12 protein-coding genes and 1 pseudogene are annotated in these 17972 nt (G+C 58.9%); 8 read left to right on the top strand and 5 right to left on the bottom strand.

All coding sequences use genetic code 11. From position 1 onward, the window contains the following. Window positions 1-229: 229 nt before the first annotated feature. The 4 genes from ABIB80_RS38610 to ABIB80_RS38595 form a co-directional block, all read right to left on the bottom strand. On the bottom strand, window positions 230-526 hold the full coding sequence (locus ABIB80_RS38610; protein ID WP_354129572.1) for a hypothetical protein: 297 nt from the start codon (window positions 524-526) through the stop codon (window positions 230-232). A 731-nt stretch (window positions 527-1257) separates the two neighbouring features. Continuing rightward, window positions 1258-3675: a patatin-like phospholipase family protein gene (locus tag ABIB80_RS38605; RefSeq protein WP_354129571.1), complete on the bottom strand. Its 2418-nt coding sequence runs from the start codon at window positions 3673-3675 to the stop codon at window positions 1258-1260. Continuing rightward, entirely contained in the window at window positions 3665-4723 is a 1059-nt protein-coding gene (locus ABIB80_RS38600) for a hypothetical protein (protein WP_354124931.1), read from the bottom strand. The genes ABIB80_RS38605 and ABIB80_RS38600 overlap by 11 nt, the downstream gene beginning before the upstream one ends. A gap of 95 nt (window positions 4724-4818) precedes the next feature. After that, window positions 4819-6213: a metallophosphoesterase family protein gene (locus ABIB80_RS38595; RefSeq protein WP_354129570.1), complete on the bottom strand. Its 1395-nt coding sequence runs from the start codon at window positions 6211-6213 to the stop codon at window positions 4819-4821. 1091 nt (window positions 6214-7304) lie between these two features. Between ABIB80_RS38595 and ABIB80_RS38590 the strand changes: the two genes are divergently transcribed. The 4 genes from ABIB80_RS38590 (at window position 7305) to ABIB80_RS38575 (ending at window position 12584) form a co-directional block, all read left to right on the top strand. Next, window positions 7305-8942: a hypothetical protein gene (locus tag ABIB80_RS38590; protein WP_354129569.1), complete on the top strand. Its 1638-nt coding sequence runs from the start codon at window positions 7305-7307 to the stop codon at window positions 8940-8942. Between the two features lie 91 nt (window positions 8943-9033). Further along, window positions 9034-11760: a hypothetical protein gene (locus ABIB80_RS38585; RefSeq protein ID WP_354129568.1), complete on the top strand. Its 2727-nt coding sequence runs from the start codon at window positions 9034-9036 to the stop codon at window positions 11758-11760. Further along, window positions 11757-12113 (top strand): hypothetical protein, encoded by a 357-nt coding sequence (locus tag ABIB80_RS38580; RefSeq protein WP_354129567.1) that lies wholly within the window; start codon window positions 11757-11759, stop codon window positions 12111-12113. Before ABIB80_RS38585 ends, ABIB80_RS38580 begins: the two co-directional genes overlap by 4 nt. A gap of 9 nt (window positions 12114-12122) precedes the next feature. Continuing rightward, a complete protein-coding gene (locus tag ABIB80_RS38575; RefSeq protein WP_354129566.1) occupies window positions 12123-12584 on the top strand; it encodes a hypothetical protein in 462 nt (153 codons plus the stop codon). A 100-nt stretch (window positions 12585-12684) separates the two neighbouring features. Here the strand turns inward: ABIB80_RS38575 and ABIB80_RS38570 are convergent, their stop codons facing one another. Then, window positions 12685-12906: a hypothetical protein gene (locus tag ABIB80_RS38570; RefSeq protein WP_354129565.1), complete on the bottom strand. Its 222-nt coding sequence runs from the start codon at window positions 12904-12906 to the stop codon at window positions 12685-12687. A 469-nt stretch (window positions 12907-13375) separates the two neighbouring features. Here ABIB80_RS38570 and ABIB80_RS38565 point away from each other — a divergent pair, with 469 nt between their 5' ends. The 4 genes and pseudogenes from ABIB80_RS38565 to ABIB80_RS38550 form a co-directional block, all read left to right on the top strand. Then, complete coding sequence (locus ABIB80_RS38565) at window positions 13376-14080, top strand: hypothetical protein (protein ID WP_354129564.1); 705 nt, start codon at window positions 13376-13378, stop codon at window positions 14078-14080. A 66-nt stretch (window positions 14081-14146) separates the two neighbouring features. Continuing rightward, complete coding sequence (locus ABIB80_RS38560; protein ID WP_354129563.1) at window positions 14147-14422, top strand: hypothetical protein; 276 nt, start codon at window positions 14147-14149, stop codon at window positions 14420-14422. Window positions 14423-14591: 169 nt separating this feature from the next. Further along, entirely contained in the window at window positions 14592-16172 is a 1581-nt protein-coding gene (locus ABIB80_RS38555; RefSeq protein WP_354129562.1) for a S8 family peptidase, read from the top strand. A gap of 1151 nt (window positions 16173-17323) precedes the next feature. Beyond that, window positions 17324-17490, top strand: a pseudogene (locus tag ABIB80_RS38550) (cold-shock protein); the annotation flags it as partial. Window positions 17491-17972: the final 482 nt, after the last annotated feature.

Below are 17972 nucleotides of genomic sequence, written 5' to 3'. Positions count from 1 at the left end.
TTTCCACGGCATCTACACCTCCCGCAGAACAAAAGCGGAAAGTGTAACCCATGTGTCCGGTACGAACTGTCACCTATGTCTCGGGTCGCTCACCTTTGAAACTGCGGCGACATTTCTTCTCCTTTTTACGTTCATTGCGCCCGCGCTACCCTCGGGGAAGCACCGGGGAAGCACGAGCGCCAACTCTAGGCCCGTCGAACGGCTTTTACGCCGCCCAGGACCGCTCTTTTCAGTTCAAGTGCGGCCGCCTTTCCGCGGTGGCCTTTGCCTCCAACATTTTCATCGCTGCAGCCAAGGTCACGGCGGCGTCGATTTCGACCAGGTTGCCGGGGAGGGGGCGGAACTGGCCGGCGGCATTGCCTTTGAGCGGCGCCAGCATAGCTGCGGCGATCGCTGAGCTCACGTGGCACCGAATCAAGGCATTATCGTCTTCGATGGCCAGGATCAGGTCCGTCCCGCGGCGAGCGAGCAGGGCGCCGAGGTCATTAGGATTCGTCGAGGTTCGGAGGGCGATTGAGCTGCGCATAGTGTTTTGCCTTTCGAGCAAGATGCGAGTCCAGGGGCGAAATGACCGACACTAGGCGGCCCCGCGCACCTTTGGGCGTGCGCCTTGGACATACGCGCGCGGCCCCTGGACAAGATTTGTGATTGCCGCTCACCGGATTGGCTATCGGCTAGTGTTTCGGGCTTTCGACCCGCGATCAGGATGAGCTCAGTTGAAAAATCAGCAACGAGAATTTTGTCGATAAAAGTCTAATACGTTAAACCAGACAGCTGAGCGCTTGAACTGATTTGCGCATTTGTCGATTTCATCGCTTTTGTCGGGTTTTGAAATCGCGCATCACCATACAAGGAATGCCTGCCCTGCAGGCGTCTTTGCGACTCTAAGTGTCGAGTAGCGCCAATGACTTAGCTCGCTCGCGCGAGGCGCAATCTTGAGCAATCGCGCTTGCAGCGCTCGATGAAGTTCGGTGTCTCGTCGATACGACCGGTGACGGGCGCGTCGGCATGCGACGGCGCAGGGCACGGCCGCCGCCCACCCCCGCCCGCACCCCACCCCTCGGGGGGAGGGGCCTGCTCGCAGTCCAAAGGCGGCAAAGCCGCTCCGCTAATTTCGTAAATTCGAGAAGTCCAAGGATTCTCTGCGCGTTTATTGTGGCGCGTGCGCCGCTACTTAGGCTTGAGCGTAGTCGACCGCTGATGCGCACCTGATAATCTATAATCTACTTAGCGCGCTTTCGCTGCGATCGCCGAGTTTCACGGAAACGGAAATCGCAGGGGTTCGGTTCGCGGCTCGTTTTCGAATTGGGCCGCTATGGCCCCCTCGCACACGTCGTATCCAAAGTTGACGAGGTCCTTTTTATCCGCCTCGTTCAAAGGCGCAAATCGCGTCGCGAGCGCGGCAAGCTCCGATGCCCGCGTTGGACTTATCTTTGATCCGTACTTCTCGAAATTTCGGATCGACCAATATGCACCTCTCTTGTTGTTGGTTTCGAGCGCTTCTATAACCTGTCGACGACGTAGAAGGCGAAGCTGATGATCCAGGACCTCGACGGTTCGAACGGCTTGCTCGACAAATCCAGCGATCCCACCCTTGGGTTCGGGGTTGTCCGGCGAGTCTACGCCGCCGTCGCAAACGAAGATCGTCTTATGCCGCCTCCACGCTGCCTCTAGCCCCAAGTTGTCGATCAGGCTTCCTGTCGCCAAATAGACCTTCTCACGAAACCGGAATTCCGCGCTGTTAGGCGGCTCCCACTTCGCCGTGCCCAAGTGCAAGACAAGGGGGGAAAGGGTTGGCGGTAGGGCGTTCGATGCTGCTACCGCGATCGCGATAAGCTCTGGGTAGTCACGAATGATGCCCGTTACGGCGTCGCCGATATAGGACTTGGAGAATCGGAAGAGCGAGACACGCTGCAGATTAGTGGAGCTGAACACGAAAACAGGTTGGTCCGGCAAGTCTTGCAAAGTCTTTTCACCAAACAGAAAGCTCGCCAGCTTTCCGGCCATCACGTCGGCAGGATTGCGTCCCGGCAAAAGGCCGAGCAAACTCGACGTTACGTCAATACTCTGGTCGGCGAATTCAAGCAGCGGCTTGGCGATTACGTCTGAGAAGTTTACGGCGACGCCGCCAACGAAGGAGAGTTCGTTCCAATGCATACCGAGCACGCCGGCAACGACCGATCCGCCAGCCACGCCCGAAACTCGTCCTAGTCGAGCTAAATAGCCGAGGTCGTTGAGGCGCCATACTGCACCGAGATCGAAGAGCATGGCGCGATAGCCGCCGCCCGAGAGACAAAGGGCTATTTCGCGCCCCGGAGAATTCGGAGCTTCATCGGGCTCCTCGCGGGAAGATACCACCTGAGCCTGAGCCGAGAGGCTAGACCGCTGTTCGCGGCGAAGCTTCCAGTTCCAAAGTACGAGGCCGACCGTGTCGTGGCCAATTGCAAAACAAGGTACCACGCCGCCTTCCCCATCAACGACCTTGATCGGCTTCAGGAGACCCGCCGTCAGGAGTATTCCCGTCGTCTCTCCGAAGCCCAGTTGTGTCCCGGCAAGCCTCTCCTCCAAGTCGGCTTCGCTCTTGATATCGGTCGTTACCGTGCCATCAGGCTGAAGTCGGAGTAAGTCGCATAGCGCCTCCTTCCAGAAAGTCACCTCCTGCTCAGCTTTGAGAGGAGGGAGTCGAAGTGCGGTACCGCGGTCATGTAATGCCTTGTGCACAAAACGTTCGATCGTTCCTTCGACGTTCCCGAGTTCGGCCAGATCGGCGAGTGTGATTTCGTTTGCTTGCCGCGATCGCATCAATGAGTAGAGCTCGCTGAACGCAATCTGCAGAGCACCGAGCCGACCAAGCGGTACTTTATCGAGTTGTTCGATCGCGCTTTCTATTACGTCCTCGTCGATCGTGAAGCCGAACCGCTGTGCAGGTCGCTGCAACGCTTCTTTGATTTGCGACTTCGTCAATTCGCCGAGGTAGTAGTCAGTCAATCCCGTGCCACGGAAGCCCATTCGTAGATGCGAGGCGAATCTGCCAAGATACTCTGTGCGGAGAGAGACCACGATCTTCATCGCAAACCTAGCGATCGAGAACGCGGAAAGGAAATCAAAGAACGCGTCGCGAGCCTTGGATTCAAAGGCGGGATTGGCCAAGGTTAGGACCTCTTCTCCTTGATCGATGATCAAGACCAGCGTGTGCGGGACGATGAGGCTTAACCGTTCGAGCACGCCGAGCAACACGGAAGGATCCCGGCCGGCCGACCGGACGAACGCAGCCGCTTTGACTGCGGCCGGGTCCGGTAGGGCGGCTCGCAAGTTTAGCTTTCGTTCTCCGGTCGGCGTTTGGATAGTTAACGGGTTCGAAGTGAATTCGAATACCGCGTTAGCTAGCTTAGCTAAAGGATCTGCCGTCGAACTGATGAAAACGTCTCGAGTCTTGCCTCTGCGGGCGAATGCGATCCCCGTATCCCCATCTTCCAAATAGGGAATGATGCCCGCTCGCAAAAACGAGGACTTTCCGCAGCCGGTAAGACCGTGAAGAGCGAGAATCCGAGTATTAGAGTCCGCAAGGAACGTCGCGCATCGTCTGATGTCGACATCGCGGCCCGCGAAGAGATGAGCGTCGTCCTCTGTATATGAGGCGAGGCCCTTGTAAGGCTGCTGGCTCTCACTGGCCATGGGGTATCTCCAGCCGTCCGCTTCCGACTACGTCGTCAGAGAAGTTCGTTTGCTTTGAGAGGCTTGGTGCTCCATCCTGGCACATCCGAAAATTCGGGTGCGCGTAGATCCCGTAGACAAGACTTAGAGGGAAATGATCGCGATAGAGGCGGCTCATCGCCTCTCCGAGCGTTTTACCGTCCTTGAATAGCAAGTGGAGCAGCGAGGTGCTGAAACGCAACGCAAAGACGTCCGGAACATCCGTCTCGGTGCCCACAAATCCAACATGCCCGGTCACGCTTGCCGGCAGCAGGAATGTTCCTCCAGGGTCGGCTGCAGCCGTACGGCACCCGTTGATGAAAACGAGGCAGCCCGTCTCGTTGTCTCGTTTGGTATCTGCCAAAATCAGAAAAAGCCCGCTGGCGTTGATAGTGTCGTCGGTTCCAATAGCGAGCTGATTCGGAGTTGCATGACAGTAGAAGTACAGAAGGCCGATTTGCGACGCGCGTTCTTGCCATGAATCCTTCAATGCCTGTTCGGTGTTGATAGGCATACCGTAGCGCTCGTCCAACCAAGCGGAGAAGCTTTTCTCGACCTCCGACGAGATGGTGTCCTTCGCTTTGCCGAAGACAGATGGATGAGCGACGCGAAGCATGCCGAGCGACGATGCATCGCCGACCTGGCTAGGTTTGATTCCGATGTAGCGCACGGTCGTATCGTGGGCGAAGCACCAGAATTGATGATAGGTGTGCCACCATGCTGTTTGCTCAATCCCCCGCCAGTCATCCGGCAAGAGTTCCGGGTCTCCGGAGTACATGAGGCCCCAAGGTACCAATACGCTATCGGCTACTCTGAATTCGATGCGGAAGGGCTCGCCGAGCGAAGCGTAGTATTTTTTGACGCCTGCGGCGTCTTCGTCGCCTTCCATCCTCAGGAACAGCGTTTTGTAAAGCGCGTTTCCCTTGCGCGCCAGCTGCTTGAGAATTGGCGCGGCAGTTTCGGCCTTGTCCTTTAAGCAATGGTTCACGAGCTCGAGAAGTACTTTGCGGATGTCGGCGGCATAATCCAAAACCGCTTGCCTGTTGATCGTGTACGGTTGCCACTCGTTCCACTGTACCCTGAACCGAGTGGGCCCATGCTCGTGGATTTCGACGTGGACCGTCCTCACGTTACCATCCTCTCGCGCCAGACTTCCATGGTCGCATGCTCTTCGCCCGGTTTGACCTGTACGTAGCGAAGAGAGTAGGGGAAGTTTTCGTAAGAGCCGGTCTTCAGAATGTGCCATGGCCGAGTTTTTTCTTCGGGCGCGAAGCGGTAGTAGCGCGTCCAAGATCCGGTGTTAAAGTAGGTAAGACCAGGCACCTTCCGGTCGTGCGGTTCGTGAGTATGGCCCATGATCACCGTATTGACTCCACCAATGGCCGCCTCTGTGGCGCCGACGTAGAGATCTTCGGTTTCGTTGACCTTGTACGCCTCCTTCAGGCTCAGCGTGCCTTCCTGAGCGCCGAGCAGCGCCGCGGACTTCTCGCCGAGACTGGATACGAGTTCGGGGTGCTCGGTGAGATATTCGGCGAGCAGCTCAAGATTTTCGGGTGTGGCTACGAACGTGACGAGCTTCATCGGAAGCTCGAAGCCGCTTCCACGCAAGGCGCGCGTCAGGACTTCGAGCTCGGGGGCGGTAGCTTCGTCCACCCATTTGGCCAACAGTTGTAGCCTGTCGGAGCCGATGGGTGCCTCTATCGTCAGGAGATCTTCCTTACGCGTCGCCGCGATCTTGATCGCGTACGCGAGCATTTTTGCCACGCTGACCGACGCGTCGAGCGGGGCCCAGCCGGGTGTCAGCGCAGATGCGCCGAAGATATGAAAGAAACGGGAGAACGGCTTGACGTTGTCGACGTAGGGGTAACGCGCGTCTAGCCCATTGAGATATTTGATCAGAAAGCGCGTGCCGACGCACTCGTACAAACGATCATTCCCGTCCTTCCCCTTCAGAATGGGCGGCTCGTTCGCGCTCCAGCGATCGTGCCCGTTCACATGGAAAGAATTGACCTTGTCGTATCGATGACCATGTTCGATGTGCAGCCAATTCATTCCGTTTGGGTGATAGTGGCTTTCAAGGCAGAACGTGAGCTTCTTGGAGCCTCGATCGACGCCAACAAACTCCGCGAAGCGTTCTCGGACCCGCGGCCAGAAGAAGTCCGGATCGTGGTTGCCCGGCATGATTACTAGGTGATTGCGTCCGTCCGCGAGAAAGTCCTTCAGTGCAACAAATGTCCCGCGATGTCGCGTCTGAATATTGGCAAGCTTGTTCAGCGATTGCTGCTCGGTGAAGCATAAAGGGATGCCGTCTTGCGTCTCGGATTCGAGTGACGATCCCGTCCAAGGAGATGCCTGCACAAAGTCCAGAAAGTCGCCATTTATGACCAGCTCGACGTGTTCGGACCGTTGCTTGAGATCGGTCAAGAAACCCGCCAGATGCGCCTCCAGCTCGTCATCGAAGTCATCGAGATCTCCGTCACTGATGTGAAGGTCGCTGATAACGGCCAGTAAGCGCTGCATGCCGCTCTCCCTTGCGAGATAGCCATGGTCAGGCATTCGATCATTGCTTCCGTACGGGCGAATTGCAATCATAAAGTGTGAAGATTGAGAAGCGCCAACCCCTCCTATCGCGGGAAGGAGCTCGCTATCAGCCGCTCTGAAAGCCGGACAATTGCCTAGGTCGATGTTCCATCAGCCTGCTCAGAGCTGTGAGGTCCGCCTTGGGTCCAAAGGACTAAACCGCTCGCGCGGTAGAACGCCGCGGCTGGCGACACGGCGAAGCAATAGGCGACAACTCATCGTGACGAGCGGGGCAATTAGCCCGTAGCTGGCGATGATCCGATGATCGAGGACGTGCTGATCTGGAAGTTCGTGGCGGAGCACCAACCATTGCACAAGAGCCAACTCGAACCCTCGATCGCGATTGTGTGCAACGTCGCGCTCGTTGGACCCAGTCCAGGAATCTCGACGTAAGCAGGGTTACAAATGCGGTGATGCTCTTGACGAGCAGTTCGAAACAGTTTCGGCTCTGATAGCTCCGGGGGCTTTCCAGCCGCCAGAGATCAGTTTGCCTCATGGCCTTCGAATATCGAGGAGCTCACGTTTAGATTGTGTGGTGTGGTATTTTTGCTATAGCCAAGCCATTGAAAGTACAGGTGCCGCCAAACATTAAATCCCCATAGGCGATCGTCCTGATCGTCTGAAGGTTGTTCGACGCGACTAGCTCGATCACGCGGCATTGTCCTACGTCCCCCCAGCGCGGTTTCCTCCTTTGGAGGCTTTCGGACGCCGGCCCCCGTGTGCGCGGCAACACCGTCATGGGGCCGGCATCCGAAACCCTTCACAAAGGCCGACCTTTGGAGGCGGATTGGGCCAAGTCCGCTAAGGGCCATTTAACCTCGCTGGGCTCGAGAGAGCTCTTGGAGATTGTGCGAAGTCGAACAACAATTCCGCTTCCGCAGCTCGTGGAGCAGCAAAACGGAGCCTGTAGTGTCCCTAATGTTCCGCTAACCACTCCCGAGTCATAATTCACCTCACGGACGTCTACGCCGCTTCGCCGACGGCACCCACCGCGCAATCCCGCGCTCTTCCTCTCACCCCGTCGGCGGTCCATGTCCTTCCCAACCAAATACACGCGCCAGTACGACTACGTCTCGTACCAGAACGCCAACCCGAGCCGGCCGCTGCCGGCCGACAAAGTCCACGCGGACCTCAACCAGGTCGCGATGTCGACGGCTGAGATCGTGGATTTCCTGAAGAAATCTCTGCGCTCCGACGGTGCTATAGCGAACGGATCTGTGGGCGCAGATCAGCTTACGTTGACCGTGAAGGCGGCCATTGGCGACATCACGTCTGTCGACACCATTTTGGCTGCGGCCGAGCAGGCAAGCGCGGACGCCGCCACGGCGACTACCCAGGCCGGAATCGCGACCACCCAAGCCACCAACGCCGCGACGTCGGCGACGAATGCCGCGTCGAGCGCCACGGCGGCGAATAATGCTTCCGCAAGCGCCGCGACGTCGGCGACGAGTGCGGCCGCGAGCGCGACCGTCGTGATGGGCGATCAATACGCCTTTGGCGCGACCACGACCATGGCCGATCCCGGGACGGGTCTCCTGCGTTTCAACAACGCGACCGTGGCCTCGGTCACTGCGATCGCGATGAGCGCGCTGACGAACGCGACCGGCAACCCGAACATCCGGTCATACCTGTCGACGTGGGGCAGCGGCTCTAGCGCTAACCGCGGCACGATCGAGATCCGCAAGATCGGCACCCCCGCGACGTTCGCGATCTTCAAAATAACTGCCGCTGTGACGGATAACACGACGTGGGAGCAGATCACAGTTTCGTACGTGACCGGCAACGGGTCGTTTTCTGCGGCGGATGCTCTTTCAGTACAATTTGCGCGCGCGGGCGACGCGGGGGGAGTTACGTCGTTTGCGGGTAACACCGGCGCGTTCACTCTTAGCCACGGGTTGGTCGCCTCGACCAACGACATCCAGTTTGATGTAAGCCTTTTGAGAGGCTATCTCGCCGGGCTGACACTTTCGACGGCGGGTTCGTCAGCAACATTCAGCGTCGCCGCCGGCGTTGCGGTTGACAGCACTAACGCCGGCTTCATGTTGCTGGCGTCGGCGTACACCAAGACCACAAGTGCGTGGGCGGTAGGTACTGGCAACGGCGCACTCGACACCGGCACGATTGCGGCGTCAACCTGGTACCACGTCTATCAGATTAAACGTACTGATACGGGTGTAGTCGATGTCCTGATCTCGCTTTCGGCCACAGCGCCGACTCTGCCGGCAAACTACACGCTATTCCGTCGCATTGGCTCAATGGTAACGAATGGATCTAGCCAGTGGCTGAAGTTTGTCCAGGTCGGTGACGAATTTCTGTGGGATACGCCTAGCACTAACGTGAACGTATCAAACCTTGGCACGACGCCCACGCTTTTCGGTCTCAGCGTTCCAATTGGATTCCAAGTCAACGCACTGTTGCGAGGGGCTATGTCCAACGCAACGCTGGGTACCGCTCTTTTGATTAACTCTGCGGACGAAGCTGCATCGTCTACGGGCGCACCACCCGGTAACTATACCTGCCTCAATCCGTCGGCTGGTGTGGCCGGTTCATTCGTTGTCAATGTTCGAACCAACGTAAATGGACAAATCCGCGCTGTCGCATCGCAGGCGAGCTCCACACTACTCGTCGTCACCTACGGTTGGGTTGATCGTCGAGGCCGGGACACCTGATGACCGGCCAAATCGAACCAGTGTCCGAGACGTTAGGCGCACTCAAGACCGACGTGAAGTATCTGCGCGAGCGTGCTGGATGGAATGAGTAATGCCGCAGATCATCGATTTCGAAGGTCAGCAGCACGAATTTCCCGACGACTTCACGCCGGCGGACATTCAACGTGCTCTAAGCTCAATCCCGACGGCTCAGCCTCGCGCGCAGAACGTCTCGCCCAAAATCTCATCTGACGGCCTCATCCCGCCACTCCCTCCCGGCTTCCAGCTCGATGGCTGGCGCCAACCGGCAGCGCCGGAGTTGCCACCGTTGCCGCAGGGCTACACGCTTGACCGCAAGCCGTCGCTGGTCCCCGTCGATCTCGATCCGTTCGCGCCGCAGATGGCCGTTCCTGTGACGACGCCGAGCGGGCGCATCTACGTGGCGCCCGCCGATGTGCCTCAACAGCCCAAGCCCATCGATCGCCCCGCGTCGCTGCTCCCGAGCAGCGTCGGCGGCGCCGTGCGCGACTTCACCGTTGGCGCCCAGGGTGTCGGCAAGGGGCTCACCGACATCGTCACCGGCCCGTTCGACCTCGCGGCCGGCGCGCAGAATCTCATCACCGGCGGCATCAACAAGCTGGCCGGCACGAACATCCCGCAGGCGATCCCGGCGTCCAAGCTGGTCGAGAAGGCCACCTCGGTCCTTCCGGGCATCGATCCCGCCACGATGTCGTCGAGCGAGAAGCTCGCTTACGATGTCAGCCGGTTCGGCACTCAGGCCGTCGGCGCCGGCGCCATGCTGGCGGCTCGAGCGCCGAGCGTCGCCGCTGCGACAACGCGCTCGGAGACGCCCGTCGGCCGTGTGCTCGATCACATGGCCAGGCCGTACACGGACGCGCCGGCGCGGACACTGGTTGGAGATACAATCGGAGGCATGGGCTCCGGCGTCGCGGTGAACGCGGCCGACAACTACGTCCCCGAGCACGCTGTCGTGGGTGATACATGGCCAAAGGCGATTGCCAACGCGCTTGCGCCTGTCGTCGGAGCCGTCGGCGCGAACAGCCTCCAAGGCACTGCGGAGGGACTTGCGGGCCTGATCCGAAACCTCGCGACGAAATCCTTTGGCTCCGCTTCTGCGCCGATCCCGCTCAACCCGAACACCAAGGCGCCGTACAGCAGCGCTGACGTCGACCGGGCAGCCGCCAAGATCCAAGGCACTGCGTCTGGCTCGCCCCGTGCGCTGGCGCAGGACATCCGCGAGAACGCAGCAGCCTTGTCGAAGCCGACCGAGGCAGGAGTCGAGCCGTTGCAAGCCTCGGCCATGCCTACTTCAGGCCTCCTTTCACGCGACCCTGGTCTTATCGCCGCGGAGCAGGGCGCGCGCCTCAAGTCTTCGCCTGACTTCGTCAAGCGCGACCAGAACGTGAAAGCGGCCGCGGCTGACCGTGTCGAGGCCCTGCGCGATCCGGAGGCAGACCTGGGTGCCGTGATGCGCCGCGCTGCGCAGGCGCGTGAGGAGCGAATGGGCGCCGCGGAGAGCGACATCCTCCAACGGGAGGATGCGACCCGAACTGTTGATCAAATCCGGGCAGACCAAGGGGAACCGCTCAGCGCGCTCGCGAACAGCGAAGCCAAGGCAAATGCTTCGCGACGACTGGATGAAGCCCTGGTAGACCGAACCTACATCCCGGCTCGAGCCGAGAAGAACCGGCTGTTCGATACAGCGGCCGGGCGGCATGAGGAGCTCCCCGCAGACGAGATATTTGGCGCAATCGATCGCGTCCGCCGTCAGGCAAGCGGGCTGGCCCCAGGCGTGCTGCCAGAGGACTTCATGCGGCGGCTGAATGCCCTTCGTCCACAGATCGTTGAGCATCCGCCGGAAAGCGGGCAGATGGTCAACGTCGGCGGGCCCGGCACCGCACTTGGCGGCGATCTGGCCGATCTGCGTAAGTTCATCGGCCCGGCTATCGAGCGCGCGCAATCATCTGGCAATTTCGACTTGGCCGACAATCTTTCCGTTCTAAGGCGCGCGGTGAACCGGACAATCGAGGACGCGCCAGGGTATTCAGAAGCCAATGCTAACTATCAGCGCTTCGCTGAGCGCTTCCGCCCGGAGCGAAACGATGAAACAGCACGGTTCACGCGCGAGCTCGATCGTGGCGGGCAGAACGCTGATAGTGAGCTCAACAGGGGCTCAACGCATCCGAGCGCTACGGCAGATCGGTTTTTGGCGGCGCCGGAGAAAGCAGCCAGCCTGACCCGCACGCTCGATGGGTCACCGGCGGCTCCGGCCGGATACGCGGCGCTTCGCGATTATCTTCGTGCGGACTTGGCCAAGTCGGCCCTCAACAATGACGGCACGGTCAACTCGATCCGCGCGAACGCTTGGGCGCGAAACAATGCGGACGTGTTGGCGCAATTTCCGGCGGTACGGGGCGAGTTCGACGAGATCGCCGCCGCCGCACGTCGTGGGGAACAGATGTCCGCGCAGGCGCGATCGGATCTTGATGCTGCTCGCGCCGCCCGCGACGTGACAGAAGCTGAAATCGATCGCTCCGCTGTCGGCACCTTGTTTCGCGAGGATCCTCGCGACGTCGCGCAGAAGCTCCTCGGCGGCAAGTACGACGCCGGGACCAAGCTTGACGAGATCAACGCGCTTATCAAGAACGACCCCCAGCGGTGCGCGGTTGGAAGGCTGCTGTATCCGAGGTCCTCGCCGACAAGGTCCAGGGCACTCGGCAGGTGGGCGAGACGCTCGAAGTTCAATTTGCCAGGTTGGCGCGAGAGTTCAAAGATAATGAAGCGCTGCTCGCAAAGACGTTCTCGCCACAAGAGATGAACAATCTCCGGCAGGCGCACAAAATCCTGTCGTACTTCAAGGAGGCGGAGAAGAGGGCGACCGTTGGCTCGGATACCGCCGAGAAGCTCAACATCCCCGGTTGGGCTCAGTTGGCTGTGCGGCATTTCAAAGGCGATCTCGCGGGCGGCGGCTTGATAAAGCGCTTCAAACTTCTGCTCGAGATGCTTCCGTCTAGCAAGCAGAATGCGGATGAAATCGTGCACATGACGTGGTTCGATCCGAACGTTGCAGCCTACTTGCTCGAGAGACCAGTGAAAAATCCGAACGTGGCACAGTACAATATTGACTTGCGCCGCCTCATCGCGGCCGCGAACGCGTCGCGCGAGAACTAAGGAGCTTGCATGCCATCGATCGCAGCTTACGACCTCAGTGAACAGCAACGCACTTTGGTGCGCCTTATCGTGAACGAAGGTAAGCGACCCGAGGAGGCCGCAGAGCTCGCAGGCTATCATCCGAAGTCCGTTTACAAGACGATGCGCCTGCCAGCAGTCGCGGCGGCGATTTCGGAATCAATCCAGCTCGACCTCGCTGTGGTTGGGGCACCACTGGCTTACAGGGTGGCGAAGTCACTGCTGCAGGATGCCAGTGTTAGTGCTCGTGTGCGGGCGGACCTTTCAATCAAGGTCCTAGACCGGGCAGGGCATATTGCGCCCACTCGCAAGGACTCGTCGTCGCAACAAAAGGCGCTTTCCGAGATGTCTCGCGATGAGCTCGCAACGTTCATCGAACGCAATCAAGCGGAAATCGACAAGGTTGAAGGCGAACTAGCGTCGAGGGCGAAGGATGTGTCGTATCTAGGGTAGTTCGGTCGACAGGAGCGCGCGTTGAAGTATCTGGCGTGTGGCCGCAATTGTCGGCACCCCATGGATCGATCCGGCGGCTCGTTCGGCCGCTTTTCGGGAATTATGTCGACACATCTGCGCTAAGGACGCCCAGGGCAGCAGCACATGATTGGTGGTCAAGCCGCGCCACGTTGGTGGTGGTGTGTCCCGCACACCACCAGCACCACGTCGGCATCGCCCACGCTTTCGACATGCTGGCCGTCGGCTGAATGATCGTGTAGTTCAGCGCGTCGATGTGCTTGAAATATTCGGCATCGAACGCGCGCTTCTTCACATCCATCATCAAAGTGATTGGCTGAACGCTTGCTTGGAGGGTAATCGCATCGCCGACATGCGGTGATTAGAAAGCGGGTCGAGCCGGACAATGCCGGGTATCAATGTTGCGGGGTTAAAGTATCGCGTTGCTTGGCCGGTATCCAACGCACTTTGATTGCGAGCTAAAGTGTCCGACCAGCAGCATCCGCCTTGTCGAGAATTTGTTATGAATTCAGTGGGAGAAATCCCAACTTGTTTGCTCGTGTACCGCATCAATGAGCCCCAGAACAGGGGCACTAAAATGAAACTGGTAGAACGGCTGACTTCGTCAGCACAACTGACACCACGCGAACGTGAGGTTGTGATAGCTGGTTTTCACTATTCGATCAAAACATACACGAATATTATTGTACGGAGGTTCAGCCGTCTCAAATCAGACAGGACGAACCTCCTCCGTCGCTAGTGCGCTGCAAAAGTCAAAGTATGGAGGAACAAAAATGTCTGGTTATCAGCAGTCAGCGGACGTGATGGTCCCGCCTGGTACGACCGTCAACCAGATCGTTCAAGCCGTTCTTAATGAGTTAAACCGCCGCCAACCCGCGACGGCTTCCATGCCCGGGACGTCACCTGCTTCCGCAGGGCCGAACCTTAACCCGCAATTCAATTTCGGCATCAGCACACCAGTCGGAAATTTTGGGGTCGGCTGGAATAGCGCTCAGCCGGGACAAGGAGCACTGTCAACTCAGAGTCTATGGGGCGATATTACCGGCTTCCTTGGCCACGAAGGCAAGCAAATCCTTGAAGGAGTTGGTCAGCAAGTCGCGCAACAGCTGCCCGGGATGATTGGTGGTCTCCTGAAGAGTCTGGCCGCGTCGCCCGAGTTCGCGCAATATACCCAACAGGTCCACGCTCAATCTGCGGGTCCGGGCGGTGCTTTGGCGCCGCAATTCGACTTCGCCAACTTCTTCAAGAGCGCAGCCGACACGATTGGCAAAGCAGTCACGCAGTACGTGGTTCCAAACCTACCAATGATCGCGAGTACCCTTCTTGCGGTCGCGTCTACTCAGGGGCCGCAGGTCCAGGCCGGTCAGGGCCAATGGGCGCCACAAAGCTCTCAAGGACCGATGCAAGGCTTCCAAGGCCAGCAAGGCATTGGACAACCGATGCCGCAGGGCTTTGGCCAACAAAGCTTCATGCATTAGGTCATTTCGGTCCCGGCCGAGCAACACCTTGGTCGGGCCGTTTTCTGGCCGTCGGGAGACAGTAAGATGGCTGATGTCTCAGATAGCAAGAGCTTCACGATTACTCCACGTGACCCCACCGGGGCGGCAGGTCCGGTCTCCCCGATTGCTCAGGCCCTCGTGCAAGCGATCCCAGGAGCGCAGCTCGTAAGAATCGGAACTCTGGCGAATGTCGCGACCGTGGTGCTTCCCACGTCTCAGGAAGCGGCGGCCCGCGCATTGCTTGACGCAAACTGGTCGCTCGACCCGAACGCGCCGCTTAATCTCGGCGGCAACACCGGCGCTGGAGTTGTAACAGGATAGGAGTGAGTCCATGTCGCGGAATCCCTCACGCACGACTACGGCGCGGCAACCTTCGACACCCTTGTCAGGCGCGGAGCCAGGGGACGGCGCACAGGAGGCAACTGCAGAGGTCACGACACGTCGGAAGCAGTACATTATCGGTCCCAAGCAGGCGGCGGGACTGTCCCCAATGGCATCAGAAACCATCCTTACGGCCTTGCAGGCGACACCCGGGGTTCAGATCGACGGCTTTATCCAACTCAGCCGCCCCCAGGTATTCGCTGCGGGCGGGCTGGGTGGGCGCTATGTCAAGGCCAGCATGCCAGTCGATCGAGGGCTTCAGCTGCAGCGTCAGGCAATGGCTAGCAGCACCCTGTTCATGCAGGAGAATGTGCGACTTCAGCACATGAGCGACACCGTGCCATTCGATGTCGGATCGCTGCTGCCCGCACCGGCGGCTGCGACTGCGATCGTGCCTGTGAACGTGCGCGTACTCGGCAGTGACGGCCGTCCCGTCGTGAATGCGATGGTCAGCGCGTATGGTGCTGGCTTCGTTCAGGCGGCCACGGATGGAGCGGGGCTGGCGACGCTAAACTTCTTTGGTGGTACCGTCGACGACCTTGCGGCACTCTATGTAAAGCCCTTTGCTGATTACTGGGAGCGGTGGATCCCATCGCCGTCATTGCGCAGCGATCGCGAGAACCTGGTTACACTACAGCCGCTGGAAAACTGGCCCGGGGCCAACCTGCGACGCGGTCAGCCCTTTGTCGGATGGGGTGAGCGTTTGATGGGGCTGCAGGGCAGCGACGCCAGTCTGACCGGGAAGGGGGCTAAGGTTGCGATTATCGATTCCGGTTGCGACACAAATCATCCCGCTCTGTCGCACATCAAAATTGGACTTGATCTAACTAACCTTGATCCGAACAACAACCCCGACCCGAACACCTGGCGCAATGATGTCATCTCCCACGGCTCGCATTGTGCCGGGGTGATCGCAGGCAATGGTAACAACGGTATTCGCGGCTTCGCACCCGAAGCTGAGGTGCATGTACTCAAGCTGTTCCCTGGCGGCGCGTTCGACAGTTTGATCGAGGCGCTGGTCTATTGCGTGAACCACGAGATCGACGTCGTAAATTGCTCGCTGGGCAGCGATCAGGTCAATGAGGGCGTGGCTCAGCAGATGAGTGAGGCACGCAGAGCTGGCATTGTCGTCGTCGTCGCTGCCGGCAACAGTGCTGGGCCGGTGCAATTCCCGGCGCGACTGGACACCGCACTCTGTGTCTCTGCCCTCGGTCAAGCGGGGACTTTCCCGCCTGACACCTATCACGCCCAAACGGCACCCTCGCAGATGCAGCCTGGGATGACGACCGGCGCGAATGGACTGTTTGCACCGAAGTTCACCTGCCGTGGACGGGAAGTGCGACTCTGCGGTCCAGGTGTGGCCGTCATCAGCTCTGTGCCGGGGGGCGGCATGGCTGCATGGGACGGTACCTCTATGGGAGCACCGCACATCACAGGTTTGGCGACGTTAGTAGCGGCGCACCATCCGATGGTGACCGGTATGGCCCGCAACGCGAACCGCGCGGAGCAAATCCAGAACTTCGTGATTAGTCTGGCGCAGCCGGTTGGCATGGACAGGCAGTTTGTCGGGGACGGCCTTCCGTTGTTTGTTGGGCATTCCGAGCCAGCGCCGAGCCCAGGAATAGCGCCGCAAGCGAGCGACCTGCAGAGCATTGTCAGTCATGCGTTTGACGATGTCCTGACCCATTAAAGTCTGGAAGCAAGCGCGGTGGCTTCAGGGGAGATCGCCGTGGCGCTTTTGATTTCGTATTGGCAGCGCGAGTACGGGCTATCGTAGGGCTATTTTGCAGCCGATCAGCTCCCTTCACCGGGCCCAACTCATGCCTGGCGCTGGAGCAATGTTTGCGCTTCCGCAGGCGGAATAGCCAATCCTCCCGATCCGATTGAAAAAAAGGAATGATTCCGCACAGGAACTTAGAAGTGCCAAGAAATGCATGTTTTTCCTTGTCCACCTGTTCCAGTGAGGGGGGTGTGGACAGCTATCGTTCAGATTTCATGGGTTGCCGCCGGAGAACCAGCACTACATTGATCTGGCGATCGAGGATCTTCGAGGCAATGATCGAAATGTGCAGCGCGAAATCGCCTTCCATTTGAGCTGCGGTATCCTCGTCTCGTGCATAGACATACAGCGGAGCTTGAAAGCACGGGCAATCGAGAGAGTTGGACAGCTTGCGGCGGCCTATCCGAGAAACAGGACGCGGTTATCGCGATCGCCAGGCGGGCGCGCGGATGAACCGTACCGTCACGAAGCGCTGGCAGGCCGAGGGGCGGACTGGCGCTGCGATGAGATATGTTTGCTGCTGCTGAAAGGACGTGGCTAGGAGGGTATATATCCTTTGATAGCTTCAACTGCCCGTTGTTCGCTCCTATGCTTCACGCGATACCGGTGACTCTCCCACCTTGGAGGCAATCATGTCGAAACGTATCGTATTGGCGGACACGCACAGTCCAGAGGACGAATTCGTACGATACTATTCAGCTGGCTCAGAGTGATGAAGAAACACGCCGAAAGGAAAGAGAAGAACAACGACAGCGATGTGAGCGGACTAAAGCCGACACGCTAGCTCGCTGTCTGGGCCGCGTAAGTTCGGCTTTTAGCACCTGCGAAAGCAGCTGTTCGTCAAAGCCCGACCAGTTCGGCTGTCGCGATCAGTGCCGTTCGACCGAAAGTATCGACCGGAATGGCTGCCATACCGGAATAAGCAGTATGACATGCTAACCGGAATTTGCGATAGTCGCATGCCTACACTGGGCGGGTGCTCAAGGGGAAGGATTAGCTCTTTGCGAAGCCGTCGTTGAATCTAAGCGCCGGCGCGAGCATAATCTCGTTGGAAGTGGACTGTGAAGTGGTTCAACCCAACGAAGGATTACGGGTTCATTCAACCTGACAACGGCGGCAAGGACGTCTTCGTCCATATTTCGGCGTCGAGAAGGCCGGTTGCACGTCCTTGGCAGAGGGGGCCAAGGTCAGCTTCGACGTCGTGAACAATAGCGGAAAAGACTCGGCTGAAATCTACGGATCGGGTGAGCCCTCCAAACGCGCCGTGAAGATAGGCGCCACACGAAAAGGCCGCAGCGGCGGACCACTGCGGCCAGCCGGGTAAAATGAAGACGTGAAATATTGATTCCAGCCCCGGCAGGACAAGCCTAGAGCGACAGTGCGGGGGCGCAATGTCGTCGATGTCACACTTATGGAAAACTTAAACGTCAGTCTTGCTGACTGAGGGAGGGCTCGCCGGGGCTGGCGGTAGCGAGCCCTCAACCTCTAGCACGAGGTCGCGAGATTCAGCGGCGCATCGTAAGACGAATAATCTGCACCCGAGCGCGTCAGATTGATGTCAAACCAGTATCGAAATTCGGCAGGCCGGTTCTGTGTGAGCCAGCGAGCTTTCAATGTATTCCTCCGGGGTGGGCCGCCTTGTTGAGTTGCAGGTATCCGACGAGGATCTAGCTTTAAGGCTAGCCTTAAGGTCGGTAGATGCGGGTAGAG

It is taken from the genome of Bradyrhizobium sp. i1.15.2, assembly GCF_040548425.1.
GTDB classification, from domain to species: Bacteria; Pseudomonadota; Alphaproteobacteria; order Rhizobiales; family Xanthobacteraceae; genus Bradyrhizobium; species Bradyrhizobium canariense.
This window is presented reverse-complemented; position numbering and strand designations above follow the sequence as displayed.